The organism is Alitiscatomonas aceti, assembly GCF_025567195.1.
In the GTDB taxonomy this organism is placed as follows: Bacteria; Bacillota; Clostridia; order Lachnospirales; family Lachnospiraceae; genus Alitiscatomonas; species Alitiscatomonas aceti.
On record NZ_JAOQJF010000022.1, the window covers coordinates 12,116 to 30,859 of the forward strand.

The 18,744-nt window shown below is 47.1% G+C and carries 17 protein-coding genes, 1 tRNA gene and 1 pseudogene; 17 read left to right on the top strand and 2 right to left on the bottom strand.

From position 1 onward, the window contains the following. Nucleotides 1-110: 110 nt before the first annotated feature. The gene (gene dnaA, locus OCV69_RS10950; protein ID WP_022272196.1) at nucleotides 111-1,475 is read right to left on the bottom strand and encodes a chromosomal replication initiator protein DnaA; all 1,365 of its coding nucleotides are present in this window, start codon (nucleotides 1,473-1,475) and stop codon (nucleotides 111-113) included. Nucleotides 1,476-1,792: 317 nt separating this feature from the next. Between dnaA and OCV69_RS10955 the strand changes: the two genes are divergently transcribed. From OCV69_RS10955 to rsmG, 9 genes are all read left to right on the top strand, one after another. Further along, nucleotides 1,793-2,425 (top strand): ECF transporter S component, encoded by a 633-nt coding sequence (locus tag OCV69_RS10955; protein ID WP_158359159.1) that lies wholly within the window; start codon nucleotides 1,793-1,795, stop codon nucleotides 2,423-2,425. A gap of 242 nt (nucleotides 2,426-2,667) precedes the next feature. Further along, entirely contained in the window at nucleotides 2,668-2,802 is a 135-nt protein-coding gene (gene rpmH / locus OCV69_RS10960; protein WP_158359160.1) for a 50S ribosomal protein L34, read from the top strand. A 65-nt stretch (nucleotides 2,803-2,867) separates the two neighbouring features. Further along, nucleotides 2,868-3,212: a ribonuclease P protein component gene (gene rnpA / locus OCV69_RS10965; protein ID WP_158359162.1), complete on the top strand. Its 345-nt coding sequence runs from the start codon at nucleotides 2,868-2,870 to the stop codon at nucleotides 3,210-3,212. 23 nt (nucleotides 3,213-3,235) lie between these two features. Continuing rightward, nucleotides 3,236-3,430: a membrane protein insertion efficiency factor YidD gene (gene yidD / locus OCV69_RS10970; RefSeq protein WP_215653421.1), complete on the top strand. Its 195-nt coding sequence runs from the start codon at nucleotides 3,236-3,238 to the stop codon at nucleotides 3,428-3,430. Nucleotides 3,431-3,451: 21 nt separating this feature from the next. Further along, the gene (locus OCV69_RS10975; RefSeq protein WP_158359166.1) at nucleotides 3,452-4,708 is read left to right on the top strand and encodes a YidC/Oxa1 family membrane protein insertase; all 1,257 of its coding nucleotides are present in this window, start codon (nucleotides 3,452-3,454) and stop codon (nucleotides 4,706-4,708) included. A gap of 12 nt (nucleotides 4,709-4,720) precedes the next feature. Further along, nucleotides 4,721-5,404, top strand: a complete 684-nt coding sequence (gene jag / locus OCV69_RS10980; RefSeq protein WP_158359168.1) for an RNA-binding cell elongation regulator Jag/EloR — start codon at nucleotides 4,721-4,723, stop codon at nucleotides 5,402-5,404. A gap of 103 nt (nucleotides 5,405-5,507) precedes the next feature. Further along, nucleotides 5,508-6,884 carry a tRNA uridine-5-carboxymethylaminomethyl(34) synthesis GTPase MnmE gene (gene mnmE, locus OCV69_RS10985; RefSeq protein WP_262563103.1) on the top strand — a complete coding sequence of 459 codons (1,377 nt, stop codon included), beginning with the start codon at nucleotides 5,508-5,510 and terminating at the stop codon, nucleotides 6,882-6,884. A 22-nt stretch (nucleotides 6,885-6,906) separates the two neighbouring features. Continuing rightward, entirely contained in the window at nucleotides 6,907-8,808 is a 1,902-nt protein-coding gene (gene mnmG / locus OCV69_RS10990) for a tRNA uridine-5-carboxymethylaminomethyl(34) synthesis enzyme MnmG (RefSeq protein ID WP_158359170.1), read from the top strand. A 1-nt stretch (nucleotide 8,809) separates the two neighbouring features. Next, nucleotides 8,810-9,538, top strand: coding sequence for a 16S rRNA (guanine(527)-N(7))-methyltransferase RsmG (gene rsmG, locus OCV69_RS10995; RefSeq protein WP_158359172.1), 729 nt, complete (start codon nucleotides 8,810-8,812; stop codon nucleotides 9,536-9,538). A gap of 188 nt (nucleotides 9,539-9,726) precedes the next feature. Here rsmG and OCV69_RS11000 read toward each other — a convergent pair whose 3' ends face one another. After that, nucleotides 9,727-10,677: an alpha/beta fold hydrolase gene (locus tag OCV69_RS11000; protein ID WP_158359174.1), complete on the bottom strand. Its 951-nt coding sequence runs from the start codon at nucleotides 10,675-10,677 to the stop codon at nucleotides 9,727-9,729. A 533-nt stretch (nucleotides 10,678-11,210) separates the two neighbouring features. Between OCV69_RS11000 and OCV69_RS11005 the strand changes: the two genes are divergently transcribed. The 8 genes and pseudogenes from OCV69_RS11005 (at nucleotide 11,211) to OCV69_RS11040 (ending at nucleotide 18,744) form a co-directional block, all read left to right on the top strand. Further along, nucleotides 11,211-11,969 carry a class I SAM-dependent methyltransferase gene (locus OCV69_RS11005; protein ID WP_158359176.1) on the top strand — a complete coding sequence of 253 codons (759 nt, stop codon included), beginning with the start codon at nucleotides 11,211-11,213 and terminating at the stop codon, nucleotides 11,967-11,969. Between the two features lie 1,209 nt (nucleotides 11,970-13,178). Beyond that, nucleotides 13,179-13,949 carry a ParA family protein gene (locus OCV69_RS11010; RefSeq protein ID WP_022272816.1) on the top strand — a complete coding sequence of 257 codons (771 nt, stop codon included), beginning with the start codon at nucleotides 13,179-13,181 and terminating at the stop codon, nucleotides 13,947-13,949. Further along, complete coding sequence (locus OCV69_RS11015; RefSeq protein WP_158359178.1) at nucleotides 13,949-14,935, top strand: ParB/RepB/Spo0J family partition protein; 987 nt, start codon at nucleotides 13,949-13,951, stop codon at nucleotides 14,933-14,935. The genes OCV69_RS11010 and OCV69_RS11015 overlap by 1 nt, the downstream gene beginning before the upstream one ends. Before the next feature lie 44 nt (nucleotides 14,936-14,979). Then, a pseudogene (locus OCV69_RS11020) lies at nucleotides 14,980-15,486 on the top strand (DUF4446 family protein); the annotation flags it as partial. Between the two features lie 239 nt (nucleotides 15,487-15,725). Then, complete coding sequence (locus OCV69_RS11025) at nucleotides 15,726-16,625, top strand: DUF3881 family protein (RefSeq protein WP_158359180.1); 900 nt, start codon at nucleotides 15,726-15,728, stop codon at nucleotides 16,623-16,625. A 343-nt stretch (nucleotides 16,626-16,968) separates the two neighbouring features. Beyond that, a tRNA-Arg gene (locus tag OCV69_RS11030) sits at nucleotides 16,969-17,045 on the top strand. Between the two features lie 569 nt (nucleotides 17,046-17,614). Next, nucleotides 17,615-17,818, top strand: coding sequence for a hypothetical protein (locus OCV69_RS11035; protein WP_262563101.1), 204 nt, complete (start codon nucleotides 17,615-17,617; stop codon nucleotides 17,816-17,818). Continuing rightward, on the top strand, nucleotides 17,815-18,744 hold the full coding sequence (locus tag OCV69_RS11040) for a DUF6017 domain-containing protein (RefSeq protein ID WP_158359183.1): 930 nt from the start codon (nucleotides 17,815-17,817) through the stop codon (nucleotides 18,742-18,744). The genes OCV69_RS11035 and OCV69_RS11040 overlap by 4 nt, the downstream gene beginning before the upstream one ends.

Consider the following 18,744-nt stretch of genomic DNA (forward strand, 5'->3'; position numbering starts at 1 on the left):
AAGATTCAGGATGAATAACTTAAGAAGTATCCACAAGGGGAAAATCTGAAAAAAATTTCAGCTGCTTATCCACAAATTTTTCACGGGTATTCCACAAGGCTGTCCACAGATCAGTGAGGATTGATCTTTTTCTTTAAGATATCCACAGTGTTCTGAAGATTTTCATCGGTCTTTAAACGGTCGGCGATCTTCTTCGTTCCGTGGATGATCGTGGTGTGGTCGCGGCCTCCCAGGGCTTTGCCGATATTCTGGAGGGACTCGGTCGTCATATCACCGCAGAGATACATCACGATCTGCCGGGGGAATACCAGCTCCTTGCTGCGCTTCTGGCCGATGATATCCAGGGTATTGATCCCAAAATGCTCCGCTACCACATTAAGGATCAGCTGGGGAGTCACTTCCTTCACGGCATTGGGGGAGATCAGGTCCTTTAAGGCCTCCTCCGCCAGCTCGATATTGATCTCGCGGTTGTTCAGCTTGCTTAAGGCTACAATTTTTGTAAGGGCTCCCTCCAGCTCACGGATATTGGATTTAATGTTGGAGGCGATGTATTTGATCACTTCATTATCAATATTATAGCCCTCCAGCTCCTCCTTTTTCCGAAGGATCGCCATCCGTGTCTCATAGTCTGGCTGCTGGATATCCACAGTCAGACCCCACTCGAACCGGGAGCGGAGACGGTCCTCCAGGGTTTCGATCTCTCTGGGCGGGCGGTCTGAGGAGATGATGATCTGTTTTTTGGCCTCATAAAGGGCGTTGAAGGTGTGGAAAAATTCCTCCTGGGTACTTTCTTTTCCAATGATGAACTGGATATCGTCAATGAGGAGGACGTCGTTGGTCCGGTATTTTTCACGGAATTCCGTGGTGGAAACGTTGTTCTTATTACGAATGGCGTCGATCAGCTCATTGGTGAATTTCTCAGAGGTCACATAGAGGATCTTGGCGCTGGGATTATTTTTTAGGATAAAATGGGCCACTGAATGCATCAGATGGGTCTTTCCCAGTCCCACGCCTCCATAAATAAAAAGCGGATTGTAGATCTCTCCTGGGGATTCGGCCACAGCCAGGGATGCGGCGTGGGCCAGGTTGTTATTTTTTCCCACCACAAAGGTGTCAAAGGTATAGCGGGGATTCAGATTGGCGTTCTGGATCGCCAGCTGGCTAACGGCAGCCGTGTGGTTCTGGATCAGCTTTTTTTCCGGTTCCTCCTCTTTGATGCTGTCTTTGGGGATAAATGTGATCTCACAGGAGATCCCGGTCAGCTCTTCAATGGTAACTTTCAACAAAAACTCGTATTTTTTTTTCACATACTCCAGAAACAGGGCGTCGGGCACCAGGATGGTGAGGATATGTTTATCCACAGAATATGGCTTCAAAGGCAGCAGCCACGTCTTGTAGGACACATCGGTGACATCGTGCTCCTCCTTGATATTTAAAAGGATCGCGTCCCATTTCTCTAAAATTTTCTCCAGCATATCTGTACTCCTAAATATGTGTATAAACCTGTGCATAACTGTGGATAAGTTTTGGACCCGTCCACAAAAGCACATAAACCCAATCTAATATCATTTTACAATAATCCGATGGAATTTTCAATGAAAAGATTCAATCCACAAATTATCCGCAGGTTATCCAGAAAGTTATCCACAGTTTGTCCACAAATTGGGGATAATTATTTTTCATAGGAATGGGGAAAACTTTATTGACATTTTCCCATGGTTTTGTATAATGCGTGTGTGACTATATTGCATTGTATCTTTTATAAGAAAAGAACAGTAGCAGGAGGAAGATCATGAAAATTGAAAAGAAAGTCTTAGACATGTCCCTTGCCGGGATCTTCACGGCCGTCATCATTGCCATGTCAGTAGTACCGTTCCTGGGCTACATCCCCCTTGGCTTTATGAATGCCACCATCATCCATGTCCCGGTCATCATCGGCGCGCTCCTTCTTGGCCCTAAATACGGCGCGTATCTGGGCCTTGTATTCGGGATCACCAGTCTGGTCCGGGCGACGCTTACGCCTACGGTGACATCCTTTGTATTCAGCCCCTTTGTGACCATTGGCGGATACAGCGGGAATATGTGGAGCGTGGTGATCTCCATCGTCCCCAGAGTCCTGATCGGAGTGGCGGCGTACTACGTGTATGAGCTGGTCTTAAAGCTCGCCCGTGGAAAAAAGGGCGGCCAGACCGTGGCCCTTGGCCTGGCTGGTATCGCAGGTTCCATGACCAATACGATCCTGGTAATGAACGGCATCTACTTTTTCTTTGGAAACAGCTATGCCGCAGCCTCAAATAAAGTGGTGGCCCGCCTTTATGATATGATCCTGGGAGTGATCGTGGGCTTCGGGATCCCGGAGGCCATTGTGGCGGCGATCCTGACCACAGCCATTGTAAAGGCGCTTTTAAAGGTAAAAAACCATTAGTTAAAAAAAACGTTTCTTATTATATAATAGGAAGATACTAAATATAGTGACAAATAAGAAAATAAATACATTTTCTTGCGGAGCGGGAATTTCCCGCTCCTTTTTTGGCTTTTTCCCGAAATTTAGTCTTGACGAAGCCGCATAACTTCTATATAATTGAAACGATGTTTCATCATGTCTAAGTTTATACAGTACATGAAAAAAGGTACTTGGAATTTATAGTAAGAGGAGGTGCCGGGATTATGAAGATGACATTTCAGCCGAAAAATACTCAGAGAAAAAGAGTTCATGGTTTCAGAGCGAGAATGAGCAGCGCAGGCGGAAGAAAAGTTTTAGCTGCCAGAAGAGCAAAAGGTAGAGCCAGATTATCAGCTTAATGAATCCAAGAGAGTATCCGGAAGTTTAGGAAAACTTTTGGGTACTCTTATTTTTTGAGGTTTCTATGAGGAGATTTCATTCGTTAAAGAAAAACAGCGAGTTCCAGGCGGTCTACCGCCAGGGAAAGTCCTATGCAAATAAGTACCTGGTCATGTATGTGCTGGATACGGACCGAAAGGGAGCCAGGATCGGGATCTCTGTCAGTAAGAAGGTCGGCAACAGCGTCGTAAGACACCGGTTTGCCAGGCTTGTGCGGGAGAGCTTCCGTTTAAACGAAGACATGCTGGAGGATGGAAAAGACATCGTTGTGGTTGCGCGGGCCGCGGCCAGAGACAAAAAATTCGACAAAATTGAAAGTGCGTTTCTGCACTTATGCGGACTTCATAACATTTTAAAAGAATCGAAGTGAGAGGTTTGGTAAAAAAAGTATTAATGGGCATGGTGAGGTTTTACAGAAAGTTTATTTCGCCGTGTATTGGCCCTCACTGTATCTACACGCCTACGTGCTCCCAATACGCCTTGGAAGCACTGGAAAAGTATGGCGCTGTAAAGGGTACGTATCTTGCTTGCAGGCGGATCCTTCGCTGTCATCCGTTTGCAAAAGGCGGTTATGATCCAGTTCCGTAGGAAACCCAGGAGGTTACAGCTATGATATTGACAAAAGCAGGGTCTATTTTAGGACCGATTGCTACCGTCCTTGGATATATCATGGATATCCTGTTCCGGTTTACGGATATCTTTGGTATTTTCAACGTGGGCTTATGTATCATCTTGTTTACCATCGTAATGAAGACTCTGATGATCCCTCTTACGATCAAGCAGCAGAAGACTACGAAGCTCATGTCTGTGATGAACCCTGAAATTCAGGCGATCCAGAAAAAGTATAAGGGAAAAACAGATAACGAGTCCTTACAGCGCCAGAACGTGGAGGTTCAGGCGGTTTATGAAAAGTACGGCACCAGCATGACAGGCGGCTGTCTGCCCCTGCTGATCCAGATGCCGATCCTGTTTGCCTTATACCGTGTGATCTATAATATTCCGGCTTACGTTCCGTCTGTCCGGGTATATTTTGACAATGTGGTCATCCCGTTAATGGGACAGGCCGGTTACGCAGAAAAGATGCAGGGCATTACCAATATTGCCACAGCAGCAGCGGTGAAATCCATTGAGACCTTTGATTTTGCCAACGCCGACAAGATGGTGGACCTGCTTTATAAATTCACGACTGCTCAGTGGCAGGAGTTAGAGGGACTGTTCCCGGCTATTTCCAGTGTGATCGCGGAAAATGCCAGCGTGATCGAGCGGATGAACACCTTCTGCGGCTTAAATATGGCCGAAGCTCCCGGTTGGGCTCCGTCTCTGGCATGGAGCATTCCGATCCTGGCAGCCCTTACCCAGTGGCTCAGTACAAAGCTGATGCAGGGCCAGCAGCCTAAGCCGGATCCGGATAACCCGACAGCCCAGTCCATGCAGATGATGATGGTCACCATGCCTCTGTTCTCTGCCTTTATCTGTATCACCATGCCGGCCGGTCTTGGTATTTACTGGATCGCCACCAGCGTTGTGCAGATCATCCAGCAGCTTCTTGTAAATTCTTATATGGATAAGATCGATATCGACGAGATGGTGAAGAAGAATCTGGAAAAGGTGAATAAGAAACGTGCCAAGCAGGGACTTCCTCCGGCAAAGATCACCCAGAATGCTACCGCTTCCTTAAAATCCATTAAGGAAGAGGAGGAAAGGGAAAAGGCTGCGGAGGAGATCCGCCGGGAAAAGACTGCAAAGCAGATCGAGGAATCCAAGCGTTTTTACAATGAGACTGCGAAGCCGGGCAGCCTTGCAGCCAAGGCGGCCATGGTCCAGAAGTATAACGAAGCACATGAAAAGCGTGGAAAGAACAAATAGGGGGATTCTGTTATGGAAATGATTACAGTAACGGCAAAGACTGTGGAAGATGCCATCACCCAGGCATCGGTGCAGCTGGGCGTCAGCAGCGACAGACTTCAGTATGAGGTGGTTGAAAAGGGAAGCGCAGGTGTGCTGGGCGGACTTTTCGGCTCCCGGCCGGCGATCATCCGTGCGAAAAAAAAAGAAACCGTCGATGATAAAGCAGTCGAGTTCTTAAATTCCGTTTTTGACGCCATGGGCATTTCCGTTGATGTGGAGACGAAGCTCAATGAGGAGGAAAAGGAGCTGGAGGTAAATCTTACCGGCGGCGAAATGGGGATCCTCATTGGAAAGCGGGGACAGACCCTGGATTCCTTACAGTACCTGGTAAGTCTTGTGGTCAATAAAAAGACTGACGAGTATTTACGGGTAAAGCTGGATACGGAAAATTACCGTGCCAGAAGGAAGGAGACCCTGGAGACCCTGGCGAAGAATATTGCCTATAAGGTAAAGAGAACGAAGCGTTCTGTCGCTCTGGAGCCCATGAATCCTTATGAGAGACGGATCATCCATTCCGCCTTACAGAACGATAAATATGTGTTTACAAGAAGCGAGGGCGAGGAGCCGTTCCGCCATGTGGTGATCTCATTAAAAAGGGAAGAGCGCAGGGAAAGACGGCCCAGACCGGACCGCAGCAGAAATCCGGAAGAGTAAAAGCATATAAGAAAATCAGAAGGGGTTGCCTGGGGCAGCCCCTTTGTGCTATTATAAAGGACGATAATTGAGGAAAAATGCCCTGGAACAGGAGAAGAGTATGATTCATACGGATACCATTGCGGCCATTGCCACAGCCATGGGAAATTCCGGCATCGGCATTGTGCGGATCAGCGGCCAGGAGGCCGTGGCGGTTGCCGACCGGATCTTTAAGGAAAAAGGAAAACAGGAGACGCTGGAGGGATCTCCCAGCCATACGATCCATTACGGATATATTTATGACGGGGACCAGGTGGTGGACGAGGTCCTGGTGATGCTGATGCGGGGGCCAAGGAGCTTTACAGCAGAGGATACGGTGGAGATCGACTGCCATGGAGGCATGCTTGTGACACGGCGGATCCTGGAAACTGTATTAAAGGCAGGCGCCAGGCTGGCAGAACCCGGTGAATTTACAAAACGGGCGTTTTTAAATGGAAGGATCGACCTGTCCCAGGCGGAAGCCGTCATCGACGTGATCAACGCGAAAAATGAGTATGCGCTGAAATCCTCGGTGGGCCAGCTCCGGGGGAGCGTTTCAAAAAAGATCAGGGAATTACGGGAAAAGATCCTGTATGAGATCGCCTTTATTGAATCAGCCCTGGATGATCCGGAGCATATTTCTCTGGATGGCTATGGGGAAAGACTGCTCATCGGAGTCCAGAAAATGGAGCAGGAGCTGTCCAGGCTGATCCGGTCATCAGCCAATGGACGCGTGGTATCGGAAGGGATCCGGACCGTGATCCTGGGAAAGCCCAACGCTGGAAAATCTTCTCTGATGAACGTTTTAGTAGGAGAGGACCGGGCCATTGTGACGGATATAGCCGGGACAACCCGGGATATCCTGGAGGAGCATATTTATCTCCAGGGGATCAGCCTCAACGTGGTGGACACGGCCGGGATCCGCTCCACCAGCGACGTGGTGGAAAAAATTGGCGTGGAGCGGGCCATGGAGGCAGCTAGGGACGCGGACCTTATTATTTATGTGGTGGACGGATCCAGGGAACTGGATGAAAACGACCTTCAGATCATGGAGCTGATCCGGGAGCGGAAGGCTGTGGTCCTTTTAAATAAGAGCGATCTGGAGCCGGTGGTATCCCTGGAGGAGATCGCGGAAAAATCGGGCCACCGGGTGATCTCCATTTCAGCCAAGGAGGAGACGGGGATCGACCAGTTGGAGGAGGAGATCAAGTCCCTGTTTTACGAGGGGGAGATCGACTTCAACGATCAGATCCTGATCACCAATGTGCGCCACGCGGAGGCCCTGCGGGAAGCCTATGACAGCATCCGTATGGTGGAAAACAGCATCGAAAGCGGAATGCCCGAGGACTTCTTTTCCATCGATCTGATGAATGCCTACGAAAAGCTGGGGCTCATTGTGGGAGAAGCGGTGGAGGACGATCTGGTCAACGAGATCTTCAGTAAGTTCTGTATGGGAAAATAGAGAGTTAGAAAAGAGGAAGTATATGCCTTTTTTAGAGGAAAGCTACGACATTGCCGTCGTAGGAGCCGGACATGCCGGATGTGAGGCGGCGCTGGCGGCAGCCAGACTGGGATTTGAGACCATTATGTTCACGGTCAGCGTGGACAGTATCGCTCTCATGCCCTGCAACCCCAACATCGGCGGCAGCTCCAAGGGCCATCTGGTGAGGGAGCTGGACGCTCTGGGCGGCGAGATGGGCAAAAATATCGATAAGACATTTATCCAGTCAAAAATGTTAAATGAATCCAAGGGGCCGGCGGTCCATTCTCTGCGGGCCCAGGCCGATAAACAGGATTATACCAGTGAGATGCGGCGTGTTCTGGAGAATACGGACCATCTGACCATCCGGCAGGCGGAAATATCGGAAATTTTAACTGAACCGGCAGAAGAGGGCGGAGAGAAAAAGCGGATCACAGGGGTGAAGGCCCTGTCGGGCGCTGTGTACCACTGCCGGGCTGTGGTGCTGGCCACCGGTGTGTATCTGGGAGCCAGATGTGTGTACGGGGACGTGAGCAATCCTACCGGGCCCAACGGCCTTCAGGCGGCCAACCATCTGACGGATTCTCTGAAGGAGCATGGGATCGAGATGTACCGGTTTAAGACGGGGACTCCGGCCCGGGCTGACCGCCGTTCCATCGACTTTTCAAAGATGGAGGAGCAGTTTGGAGATAAACGGGTCGTTCCGTTTTCCTTCTCCACGGATCCGGAGACGGTGCAGAGAGAGCAGGTCTCCTGCTGGCTTACTTATACGAATGAAAAGACCCATGAGATCATACGGGAAAATCTGGACCGTTCCCCACTGTTTTCCGGGGCCATCGAGGGGACTGGCCCCAGGTACTGTCCGTCCATTGAGGATAAGGTGGTAAAATTCCCCGATAAGGAGCGCCATCAGGTCTTTGTGGAGCCGGAGGGACTGTACACCAATGAAATGTATCTGGGCGGCATGTCCAGCTCCCTGCCCGAGGACGTCCAGTACGCCATGTACCGGACGGTGCCGGGGCTGGAGAACGTGAAGATCGTAAGGAACGCCTATGCCATTGAATACGACTGTATCAATCCCAGACAGTTAGACGCATCCCTGGAATTTAAGGCCATCAGCGGCCTGTTTTCCGGCGGCCAGTTCAACGGCAGCTCCGGCTATGAGGAGGCGGCTGTCCAGGGCTTTATGGCCGGTGTCAACGCCGCCAGGAAGCTGCAGGGAAAGGAGCCTGTGATCTTAGACCGCTCCCAGGCGTATATCGGCGTGCTGATCGACGATCTGGTGACTAAAGAAAACCATGAGCCGTACCGGATGATGACCTCCAGGGCCGAATACCGGCTGCTCCTGCGTCAGGACAACGCGGACCTGCGGCTGAGGAAGATCGGTCATGAGATCGGACTTGTGAGCGAGGAGCAGTATCAGTACGTTCTCTGGAAGGAAGAGGCTATACAGAAGGAAATGGAGCGTCTGGAAAAGAGGACTGTGGGAGCCGGAGAGCAGGTACAGGACTTTTTAGCACGGCATAACAGCACATTGCTAAAATCCGGTACGACCCTTGCAGAGCTGATCCGGCGGCCGGAGCTGGGATATGAGGCATTAAAGGAGCTGGATCCGGAGAGGCCCAGCCTCCCATGGGATGTCTGTGAACAGGTTGACATAAATCTTAAATATGCGGGATACATCCGGCGTCAGATGCAGCAGGTGACACAGTTTAAGAAGCTGGAGAGCCGTAAGCTGCCGGTGGATTTTGATTACTCCACTGTGAAAAGCCTCCGGAATGAGGCGGTACAGAAGCTGAACCTTTATCAGCCTTTGAACATCGGTCAGGCGTCCCGGATCTCTGGCGTGTCTCCGGCAGATATTTCGGTCCTCATGGTGTATTTAGAGCAGGCAGGAAGGAGATAGGATGGAAGAGTTTATAAGACTTCTGGATGCTGGCTGTGAAGAGCTGGGAATCGTTCTCACAGAAAAGCAGAAGGAGCAGTTTTTTAAATATTTTCAGCTTTTAACGGAGTGGAATCAGGTGATGAATCTGACGGCCATTACAGAAATGCCGGAGGTGGTCACAAAGCATTTTTTGGATAGTCTCCTGGTGGTAAAGGTGTTCGATGGGATCCGTACAGAGGCGTATTCCTGTATCGACGTGGGGACCGGAGCCGGATTTCCCGGAATCCCCTTAAAGATCGCATTTCCACAGCTTCAGATCATGCTTCTGGATTCTCTGAACAAACGGGTGGGCTTTTTAAACACCGTGATCCAGGAGCTGGGATTGACGGGGATCACGGCGGTCCATGGAAGGGCAGAGGACTTTGGACGGAACAAAGAGTATAGGGAACAGTTTGATCTTTGTGTATCCAGAGCAGTTGCGAATCTCTCCACCTTGTCGGAATATTGTCTTCCCTTTGTGAAGGCAGGAGGAGAATTCCTTCCTTATAAATCCGGAAAGGTGGAAGAGGAGGCCAGAGAGGCTGAGAGCGCTGTAAAGAAGCTGGGAGGCTCTATGAGAGAGACGAAGACCCTTGTACTTCCCGGGACAGACGTGGACCGGACCTTTGTTCCCATTGATAAAATAAATGTGACTCCGAAAAAATATCCCCGCAAAGCGGGGATGCCTGGAAAGGAGCCGCTGAAATAAAAAAGCCGCCAGAGACGGATCTGGAACATGAGATGTTCCGATCCTTTCTGGCGGTTTTTCTGTGTGTCAGAATACGTTTGCGGCCTGCGGCAGCGGCTTTCGGAAATCAGTCATGTTCCCAGAAATTGGCCGCAGTTTCCGGGAATTATTTTTTAGAAGACCGTTTATACGTTTATAAGCGGGCGGTCCTAATGAAAGAACATATTGACGAGTTTATAAACCTCCTGGGGCTTTTCCAGGTGGGGCAGATGTTTGGTCCCAGGAACTTTGGATGCTTCGATGGCCGGATTGCAAAGTGTATATTCCTGGATGATCTGATCGATGTCAGGCTCCTCTCCGCCGCCAAGAATGTAAATACTGTTGTCGATCTTCTCCAGGGCCGGACTGATCCGGCATTTGGTATAATTGCAGATCACGCTGGAATAAACGGACTTGGGTGAGTCTCCCAGGTGGGCGGATTCCATATATTTATCCACATAAAATGGCGTCACATCAAAGGAATTATAGAAATAGCTGGAGGAAAATGCCTCTTCCATGTGCTTTCTGGCCGACGCAATGTGGTACAGAAGAGTACCCGCAATGGGAAGATCAATGAGGAATTTATAAAGCTTTGCCGATCTTCCCGGGATCTGCGAGCAGGAGGTAAAGCTTTCCGGATTAATGAACATCAGTTGCTCAAATAAGTCCGGATTATAGCTGCAGGCCATGGTCACCAGGGAGGAGGAACTTCCGGTGGCAATCACATTGGTACGGCGTCCGATCTCAGATTTAATAAAGTCATTTAAAAGCTGTACATAGAGGAAGTTCGTATAGGTCAGATTGGGCTTTTCTGATCTTCCGCAGCCCAGAAGGTCGATGGTGTAGATCGTATAATTGTCCTTTAAGAATGGGATCAGGTTGTCCCACTCACAGCCGCTGGATGCATGGGTCAGATCATGGATCAGAAGAAGGGGTTTTCCGGTACCAGTTTTTGCATAATAAATATCACCGAGACGCCATTTATAGATGGAAGGCTCCGGGTGGCTCAGCAGCTTCTTGGATGTGGCAGATACCTTAATGTATTTGTTGATCAGAGCAGTACCGGCAGCAGTTCCTGCAGCCAGAAGGACCGCTGTGATGATCTTATTTTTAGATTTCATAATATGAACCTCCTGAAAAGAGAGTCTGTAGATCCTTTTCCCCTATTATAATATAGGCGGCATGGCATGACAATAGGATTGTGAAAAAACATGGCTATGGAAAATACTGGATTGTGTTTCATGTTTCACGTGGAACATTGGGTCATGTTTTTACATTTGTGTTTCACGTGAAACATTGGATGGGTCTCGGATGGGGGGAGAGACGGATATAAAAAATAGTATTAGAATTTGTGCCGTCAAAAAGTATTGATCTGTGAAATTTCTTGCAAATACTGAATTTTTAGGAGTGTCAGGTGCTGAAAATTGCTATTATTTTTGATCCTTTGGTCTCAAAATGGTGCCCGGATCTCCCATAGAGATATAAAACGATACGGGCAGATATAAGAAGAGCCATACTATTTGAGGGCGAAAGCACTCGTCGATCTCGTTCGGTTGTTACATAGAGAGCAGGAATAAAATCAAAAATCATATATGTGATATAATGTGTGTGTTGAGCAAGATTGAGAATCTAAAAGCGTGTAAAGGAGAATGTCATGGAGTTTAGAAAAGTATTCGATACAATTCCAGAACAATTTGATAAGTATAGGCCCCGATATAGTGAGAAGTTGTTTGCGGAACTGGTTTCCTATGCCGATATCAAACCAGGCAAAAAAGTATTGGAACTTGGTCCAGGAACAGGTCAGGCTACAGAACCAATTTTAAATACTGGATGCGATTATTACGCGATTGAACTTGGCGGGAATTTGGCTGATATGATGAAAAGAAAATACGGAAAGTTTGCAAACTTTGATATTGTTAACGCTGACTTTATCATACACGATTTTGGAGATCAGAGATTTGATATGATTTATTCTGCAGCAACCATACAATGGATTCCAGAGGATATAGCCTTTCAGAAAACGTTCGATTTGTTAAATCCTGGAGGGGTACTTGCAATGCTTTTGACGAAAGCGGACTATAAAACGCCGAACGAAGAGCTTTACAATAAAATCCAGCAAGTTTATTCAGCTTATTTTAAGCCTGATATAGAATATAAACAGGGTTCGTTTGTTTATTCAAACGCTGTAAATTACGGATATGTAGATTTTGAAAAACGTGAATATCATGGTAAGCGAGAATTTACAACAGATGAATACATTGCCTTTTGCGGAACGCATTGCGACCATATTGTACTTTCTGAACCGTATAAGAGTAAGTTTTATGATGGTCTTAAATGTGCAGTAAACGAAGCTGGAGGAAAGGTTATATTTTTTGACACGTATGTGATGTATTTGGCGAAAAAGCCGATTTAATGATATTAAGAAGTATAAAAAACGGCTTAAATTTGCTTAAGGGCTTGTGATCAATTCCAATAAGCAATGATTTTTCCTTCTGCAAAAGACAAGAATGGCAGTTTTTGCGGAAAGGGATAACCTAGACAGACAGCAGCTTGCTTTGAAATATTCGCAGTTAAATGGTATTTTTGAGGGAAAAGACGGAAGAGAATATAACAGCGAAATATATAACAGGTAGTGTTTCACGTGGAACATCGGATAATAGATATATAGAAGAAGTGAGAATGGAAAGCAGGGCGTTTCACGTGAAACATTCTTGCGGTCAAACAATGAAAGCGGAAAATGAGGTTATCAGGAGATACGATTATTGGAAGATTAGAGGGATGTGAAAATATGGAACTGTGTATATGAATCAAGGTTTGAATTATGTGAAACAGAGGGAAACTTTAAGAAAAAAATTTTGGGAGGTTGTCACAAAGAAGATAGTCCCCCGAAATATACAAATATTGGAGTCCAGACGCAGGGGAGGGGAATTGTGTAAAGTCAAAAAGAGAAGCTTGGGCGAGGAAAACAGAGATCAGAAACTTAAATTGAGGTAAAAATTTAGATAGAAGAATAAGAAAGAATTTCATGGAAACAATTTTTATATTGGGGCTAGTGGGATTTTATTCTTTCTGACGTCGGCTTATTCCGCATAATGTGCTCACGAAATTTTCAAAAGTTTTCACAAATACGTTCTATGTTCACTATAAAAACGCTATTTTTCAGTGAGAAGAGGATTTTTTGTATACATGATTTTGGATAAGCATAAGATTAAGGAGCATTTTTGAGGTTGCCCTGTACAGATTTCCGATCTTTTCTCCGGAAATCAGCTTTTTATGCCATAGGAAAGTGCGTCCTATGACATAAAGAACGCTCCGTGGGGATCGCCATGCGGCGGAAGGGAATTATGCCGCAGAAGCGGCTCGCCGCAGGCGGAGAAGCCCGCAATCAGGCTTCTTTCTTGTGCAGCCTGGAAGACAGGAGAAAACACAAGAAAAAACGTCATTGTAGAAAATGTAGGATGTTCCACGTGAAACATACACATTTTTCTCTTATGAAACCATAGGAAAATGAAATGAAATGTGTTATACTTAAGTCCATGTAACAGTTCAATGGATGAAATGAGTGTGAACTGGATAAAAAGCAGAATGCGTTTTTGGTCTGTGGAAAGGATACTTGAGATATATGGGACGTATTATAGCGATCACAAATCAGAAGGGCGGAGTTGGAAAAACGACTACGGCGATCAATCTTTCGGCCTGCCTTGCAGAAGCGGGGCAGAGGGTGCTGACTGTGGATTTCGATCCTCAGGGCAATGCCACCAGTGGGTTGGGACTGGAAAAAGGAAATATTGATAATACGGTGTATGAACTGCTTATGGGAGAGTGCCAGGTGGGGGACTGTATCATGCCCAGCGTGCAGGAGCGCCTGGATGTGATGCCATCTGATGTGGATCTTTCGGGAGCAGAGATCGAGCTTCTGGATATGAAGGATAAGGAGAATATCCTGAAGGAAAATCTGAATCTGGTAAAAGATAACTATGATTTTATCATCATTGATTGTCCACCTTCTTTAAGCCTGCTGACGATCAATGCTCTGACGGCTGCCAATACGGCGCTGATCCCGATCCAGTGTGAATACTACGCCCTGGAGGGCCTGAACCAGGTTTTAAAGACTGTGAATCTGGTACAGAAAAAACTGAATCCGGAGCTGGAAGTGGAAGGCGTGGTCTTCACCATGTATGATTCCAGAACCAATCTTTCACTGGAAGTAGTGGAAAATGTAAAAGAACATCTGAATGAGAATATTTATAAAACGATCATTCCAAGAAACGTCCGTCTGGCGGAGGCCCCCAGTTATGGCATGCCCATCAATATGTATGACAGCCGGTCCACTGGTGCAGAAAATTACAGGCTTCTGGCCGCGGAAGTCATAAGCAGAGGAGAAGAGGTATAATGGCGAAAAGGGGATTGGGAAAAGGCCTGGGAGCCCTGTTTGGTGAAGAAGTCACGTTAGAAGAAAATGCAGCTGTAAAGGAAGAAAAGCCTTCGGCTGTGGAGAAAAAAGAAAAGGGAAAAACATCCTCTGGCACCGGAAACGGGAAAAAAGCAGAAAAGATCATTGTTGAAAAGATCGTAGAAAAGCCAGTGGAGCAGAAATTAAAGGTATCATTGATCGAACCCAATGGGACACAGCCCCGTAAAAATTTTGATGAGGCTGCGCTCCAGGAGCTGGCAGATTCCATTAAGACGTATGGAGTGCTTCAGCCGCTGATCGTCCAGAAAAAGGACAGTCATTATGAGATCATAGCCGGGGAGCGCCGGTGGAGAGCGGCCAAGCTGGCCGGACTTACCGAGGTCCCTGTGATGATCCGTGAATATGATAAGCAGAAGACCATGGAGATCGCACTGATCGAAAATGTACAGCGCGCTGATCTGAACCCTATTGAGGAAGCGCAGGCGTATCAGCGGCTGATCCAGGAATTCCATCTGACTCAGGAGGAGATCGCGGCCCGCGTTTCAAAAAACAGAGCCACGGTTACCAACAGTATGCGTCTTCTGAAGCTGGATGACAGGGTACAGCAGCTTCTGATCGATGAAAAGATCTCCAGCGGCCACGCCCGTGCCCTTCTGGGACTGGAAAATGGGGAACGCCAGTTCCAGACTGCCCAGAAAATCGTAGAGGAAAGATTAAGCGTCCGCGACGTGGAGAAACTGGTGAAACTCTTAAACCGCCCGGAGAAGCCAAAGAAAGAAGCGGAAACGGGGCCGGACATCAATCTGATCTACCGGCAGATCGAGGACAAGCTGAAGTCCATTATGGGCACTAAGGTTCTTATCAACAGGAAGGATAAAAATAAGGGCAGGATCGAGATCGAGTATTACTCCCAGGAGGAACTGGAACGGTTGATCGAGATGATGGAGTCCATAGCCAGGCAATAAAAATTAAATTCTGTAAATAAGGAAGGACAGAAGACAGAAAATATATGGAAAATAGTCTATTGTATCATCTTCCCATCGATCCAATGCTTCTGATCGTGGGATTTTCCGTACTATCGGTGGTTTTACTGATCGCCGTGATCGTCTGTATTGTTAAAATGAATAAGCTGTACCGGCGTTATGATCTTTTCATGCGTGGAAAGGATGCAGAAACGCTGGAGGATACGCTGGAGGATATCCTGGAGGAATTAAAGGAAAGCCAGTCCAGGGACCGGGCCAGCAAGGACGCTATGAAACGGCTGTCCAAGCAGGTAAAGGATTCATTCCAGAAATTTGGATTTGTCAAATATAATGCTTTTAAGGGAATGGGCGGGAATCTCAGCTTTGTCATCGCCATGCTGGACGGAAATAACACCGGCTTTGTCCTGGATGTGGTACACAGCCGGGAGGGCTGCTATATCTATCTGAAAGAGGTGGAGGAAGGGGCCACAGAGGTACTTCTGGGAAGTGAAGAGCAGGAGGCCCTGGAGCAGGCTCTGGGTTACGTGAAACGTCCGTCTATCTCAGATGGGGACGGAAAAAGAGGACGGAGAGAAAAGACAGAAGACGTGTATTCCGGCTCTGGAGAACAGTCCATTGAGATTTCCGGAAGTGAGAGAAATAAGAGCGAGCGGATGAAGAAACTGAGGAGACAGCAGCGGGAGGCCATCGGGGCGGATATGGACGAGATCATGGACATGGAAGACATGGATGGCGTGGAGCCCGAAAGGAATGAAGGGGAATATTAATCTATATGCATAAATTCTTGCGTGCGGCTGGCTTCAGCATGTACCAGAAGAAAAAGGATATTGAAAAGCTTCTGGATCTGCTGGAGACGCAGCCATCAGTGACAAAATGTGTTCAGATCGATGAGGAGACCAACGTTTGCGAGATGCGGACGGAGATCGCCCCCGGCATCGGGCTTTCCATTGTAGGTGAGCTGAACGAGGAAGGAGACTTTGAAAGGGAGTTTTACTTTCCCTATGTGGAATGTGCCCAGGAAAGTTCCACAGCAGAATGTTCGGTCCAGAGACATGTGGAAAAGGAAACGTATGCCGGTATGGTGGACGAATCCTGTGTGGGGATCTCACTGATCTTCTACGTACAGAACTTCCTGGATTACAGGGAGAAGGTACTGAAAAAGGGAGAGGCCTTTAAGATCCGCTCCATCAGCCTGGCTGGATTTTCCACTGGCGGGAAGATCCTTCTTCCCATCAAAAAGACCCAGAAGCAGATCCAGATGGCAAAGGTGGCGGCTAAAAACAGGAATAATCTGATTGAGGCGGCGAAAAATGGCGACGAGGACGCCATGGAAACGCTGACCATTGAGGATATCGACCTGTATTCTAAGATCTCCCGCCGTGCCATGAAGGAGGACCTGTATTCCATCATTGATTCCTGCTTTATGCCATGCGGGATCGAATGCGATCAGTACTCTGTCATTGGAGAAATTAAAGAAATTCAGAAAATTAAGAATAAATATACAAATGAAGAAATATACTGGCTGAATCTGGAGTGCAGCGACCTGAATTTCATTATCTGCATCAATGGCAAGGATCTTCTGGGAGAGCCGGCCGTGGGACGGAGGTTCAAGGGACAGATCTGGATGCAGGGGATTCTTAATTTCCAGGAACTTGGGCGTACAGGGAACTAGATAGAGGTTATGCCCAGAGTTGGGAAGGATTGGAGTTTAGGAGGAGCTGGAAGGTTTGGATCTTTTGGCTTTGAGTTGTTTGAGTTTTGATTTCGATTTTTGGATGATTTTTGCTGGCGTTTTGCTTGACATTCCTTGATGGGTTTGATAAAATAATATGAGGAGTGTTGAGTTGAATGGATGATTTGGACAAGAAAACTCATTGCTCATCTGAATATTGTCTCCGTAGCTCAGTAGGATAGAGCGTTCGCCTCCTAAGGTTGCGTTACAACGGCCACCTCAAAAAAACTAAATAAGGGATTGCAGTTCGACTTTGGTCGGGCTATAATCATATATCAGACACGTCCATATAGCTCAGCTGGATAGAGCACACGCCTCCTAAGCGTGGGGTCGGAGGTTCAAATCCTCTTATGGACGCCAGTGAACAACGCCGAAAGCCTTTGTTTTCAAGGGTTTTCGGCTTTTCTTATATAAAAAGCTACGAAAAAGCTCTTTCACTGTATGAGATAAAATTCTACTCCAAAATTTGATTTTTGACAACCCCTCCAGAATCGAACGGTTGTTATAAGACAAAATCGCCAGCTAATTTTTAGCAGAAAACGGGCTGTTCTTGCTAATGAAAATGCCCTTCCTGCTAATCAGCCCCAAAATCGTGCCAAAAATCCAGCTAATCAAAAAAGGCGGATGTTTTGAATACCATGCAGTTATAGCAGATAAAATTAAATATCGTTATGTACATAGAGCGTCTATTTGCCCCGCATTGGGGATGGATAGGCGCTCTTTTTTTATGCCCAAACCCATGGGCAAATACAAGAGATTGGAGGTGTTTTATTTGAGCAAGCCTGTTTATACCGCAGACAAGCCGAGCGACTGTCATTACTGCTACTTCTGGACGAATGGCAGAAAGGGCTGCCGTCTGGGTAGAAATAATTGCTACTACTTAATCTCTTTGCCGCCGAAACCCAAGTCGGAATGTGATGGCTGTCCCTATGGGCGAGATCACCCGTGCATTGGTTGGTGTACGAAGAAGGTTATGCGTGAAGTGGGGCTTCGTTGATATGGATGTGTATGAACAGGAATACCGCTTCTGCTATTTTGCCCGATGTCCTTACGAACAGACGGATATGACTTTCCGCAGCATTCCGCTGACAACAGAAAGTTTTCCGCAGAAAGAAGGTGGTGAAGCCGTGTGAGTTTTGATTATTTTTACGGTCAGCAATCCGATCTATTCACATTCTATCGAGTTCCGAAGGTGTTGTTCACGAACGAGAGGTTCTGGAATATTTCTGCCGATGCCAAGATGCTGTATGGCATTTTGCTTGACCGCATGAGCCTGTCTGCCAAGAATGGTTGGATAGATAAAAACGGTCGAGTGTATATCATTTTTACAATCGACGAAGCGAAGATGGCTCTGAACTGTGCTGAACAAAAGGCTGTCAAGCTGCTCAGTGAACTTGAGAAGAAAGCAGGATTGATTGAACGCAAGCGCCAAGGTCTGGGAAAGCCCAACCTGATCTATGTGAAGAACTTTATCTCTGTTGTGGATTCACAACTCTTGAATTGTGAAAATCACAATTCTGGAACAATGGAAATCACAACTCAAGAACTTCCAAAATCACAATGTAATAATACTGATAAAAATAATACTGAATTTAATGATACTGATTCTATCTTTCCTTCCGGAAATGGTGGAATGATGGACGAGAATGACCGGTATCAAGAATACTTTGATTATTTCTCGGATCAGCTCAGTATGGATTTGTTGAAGAAGGATTACCCTTACGATTCCGAAATGTTGGATAACATTCTGGAGTTGATCGTTGAAACAGTTTGCACGAAGCGACCGTTGATTCGCATTGGTGCAGAGGAGCGTCCGGCAGAAATTGTCCGCAGTCGGTTTATGAAACTGAATGCCGAACACATTCGATATGTTATGGACTGCTTCAAGGAGAACACCACAAAGATTAGAAATATCCGTCAGTATATGCTGACTACGATATACAATGCGCCGACGACAATAGACACCTACTACGATGCTCTTGTTCGGCACGATATGTCACACGGATATTTGGAAGGAGGATTTAAAAAATTGAAAATGAAGCGAGAGGAAGGAGAGTGA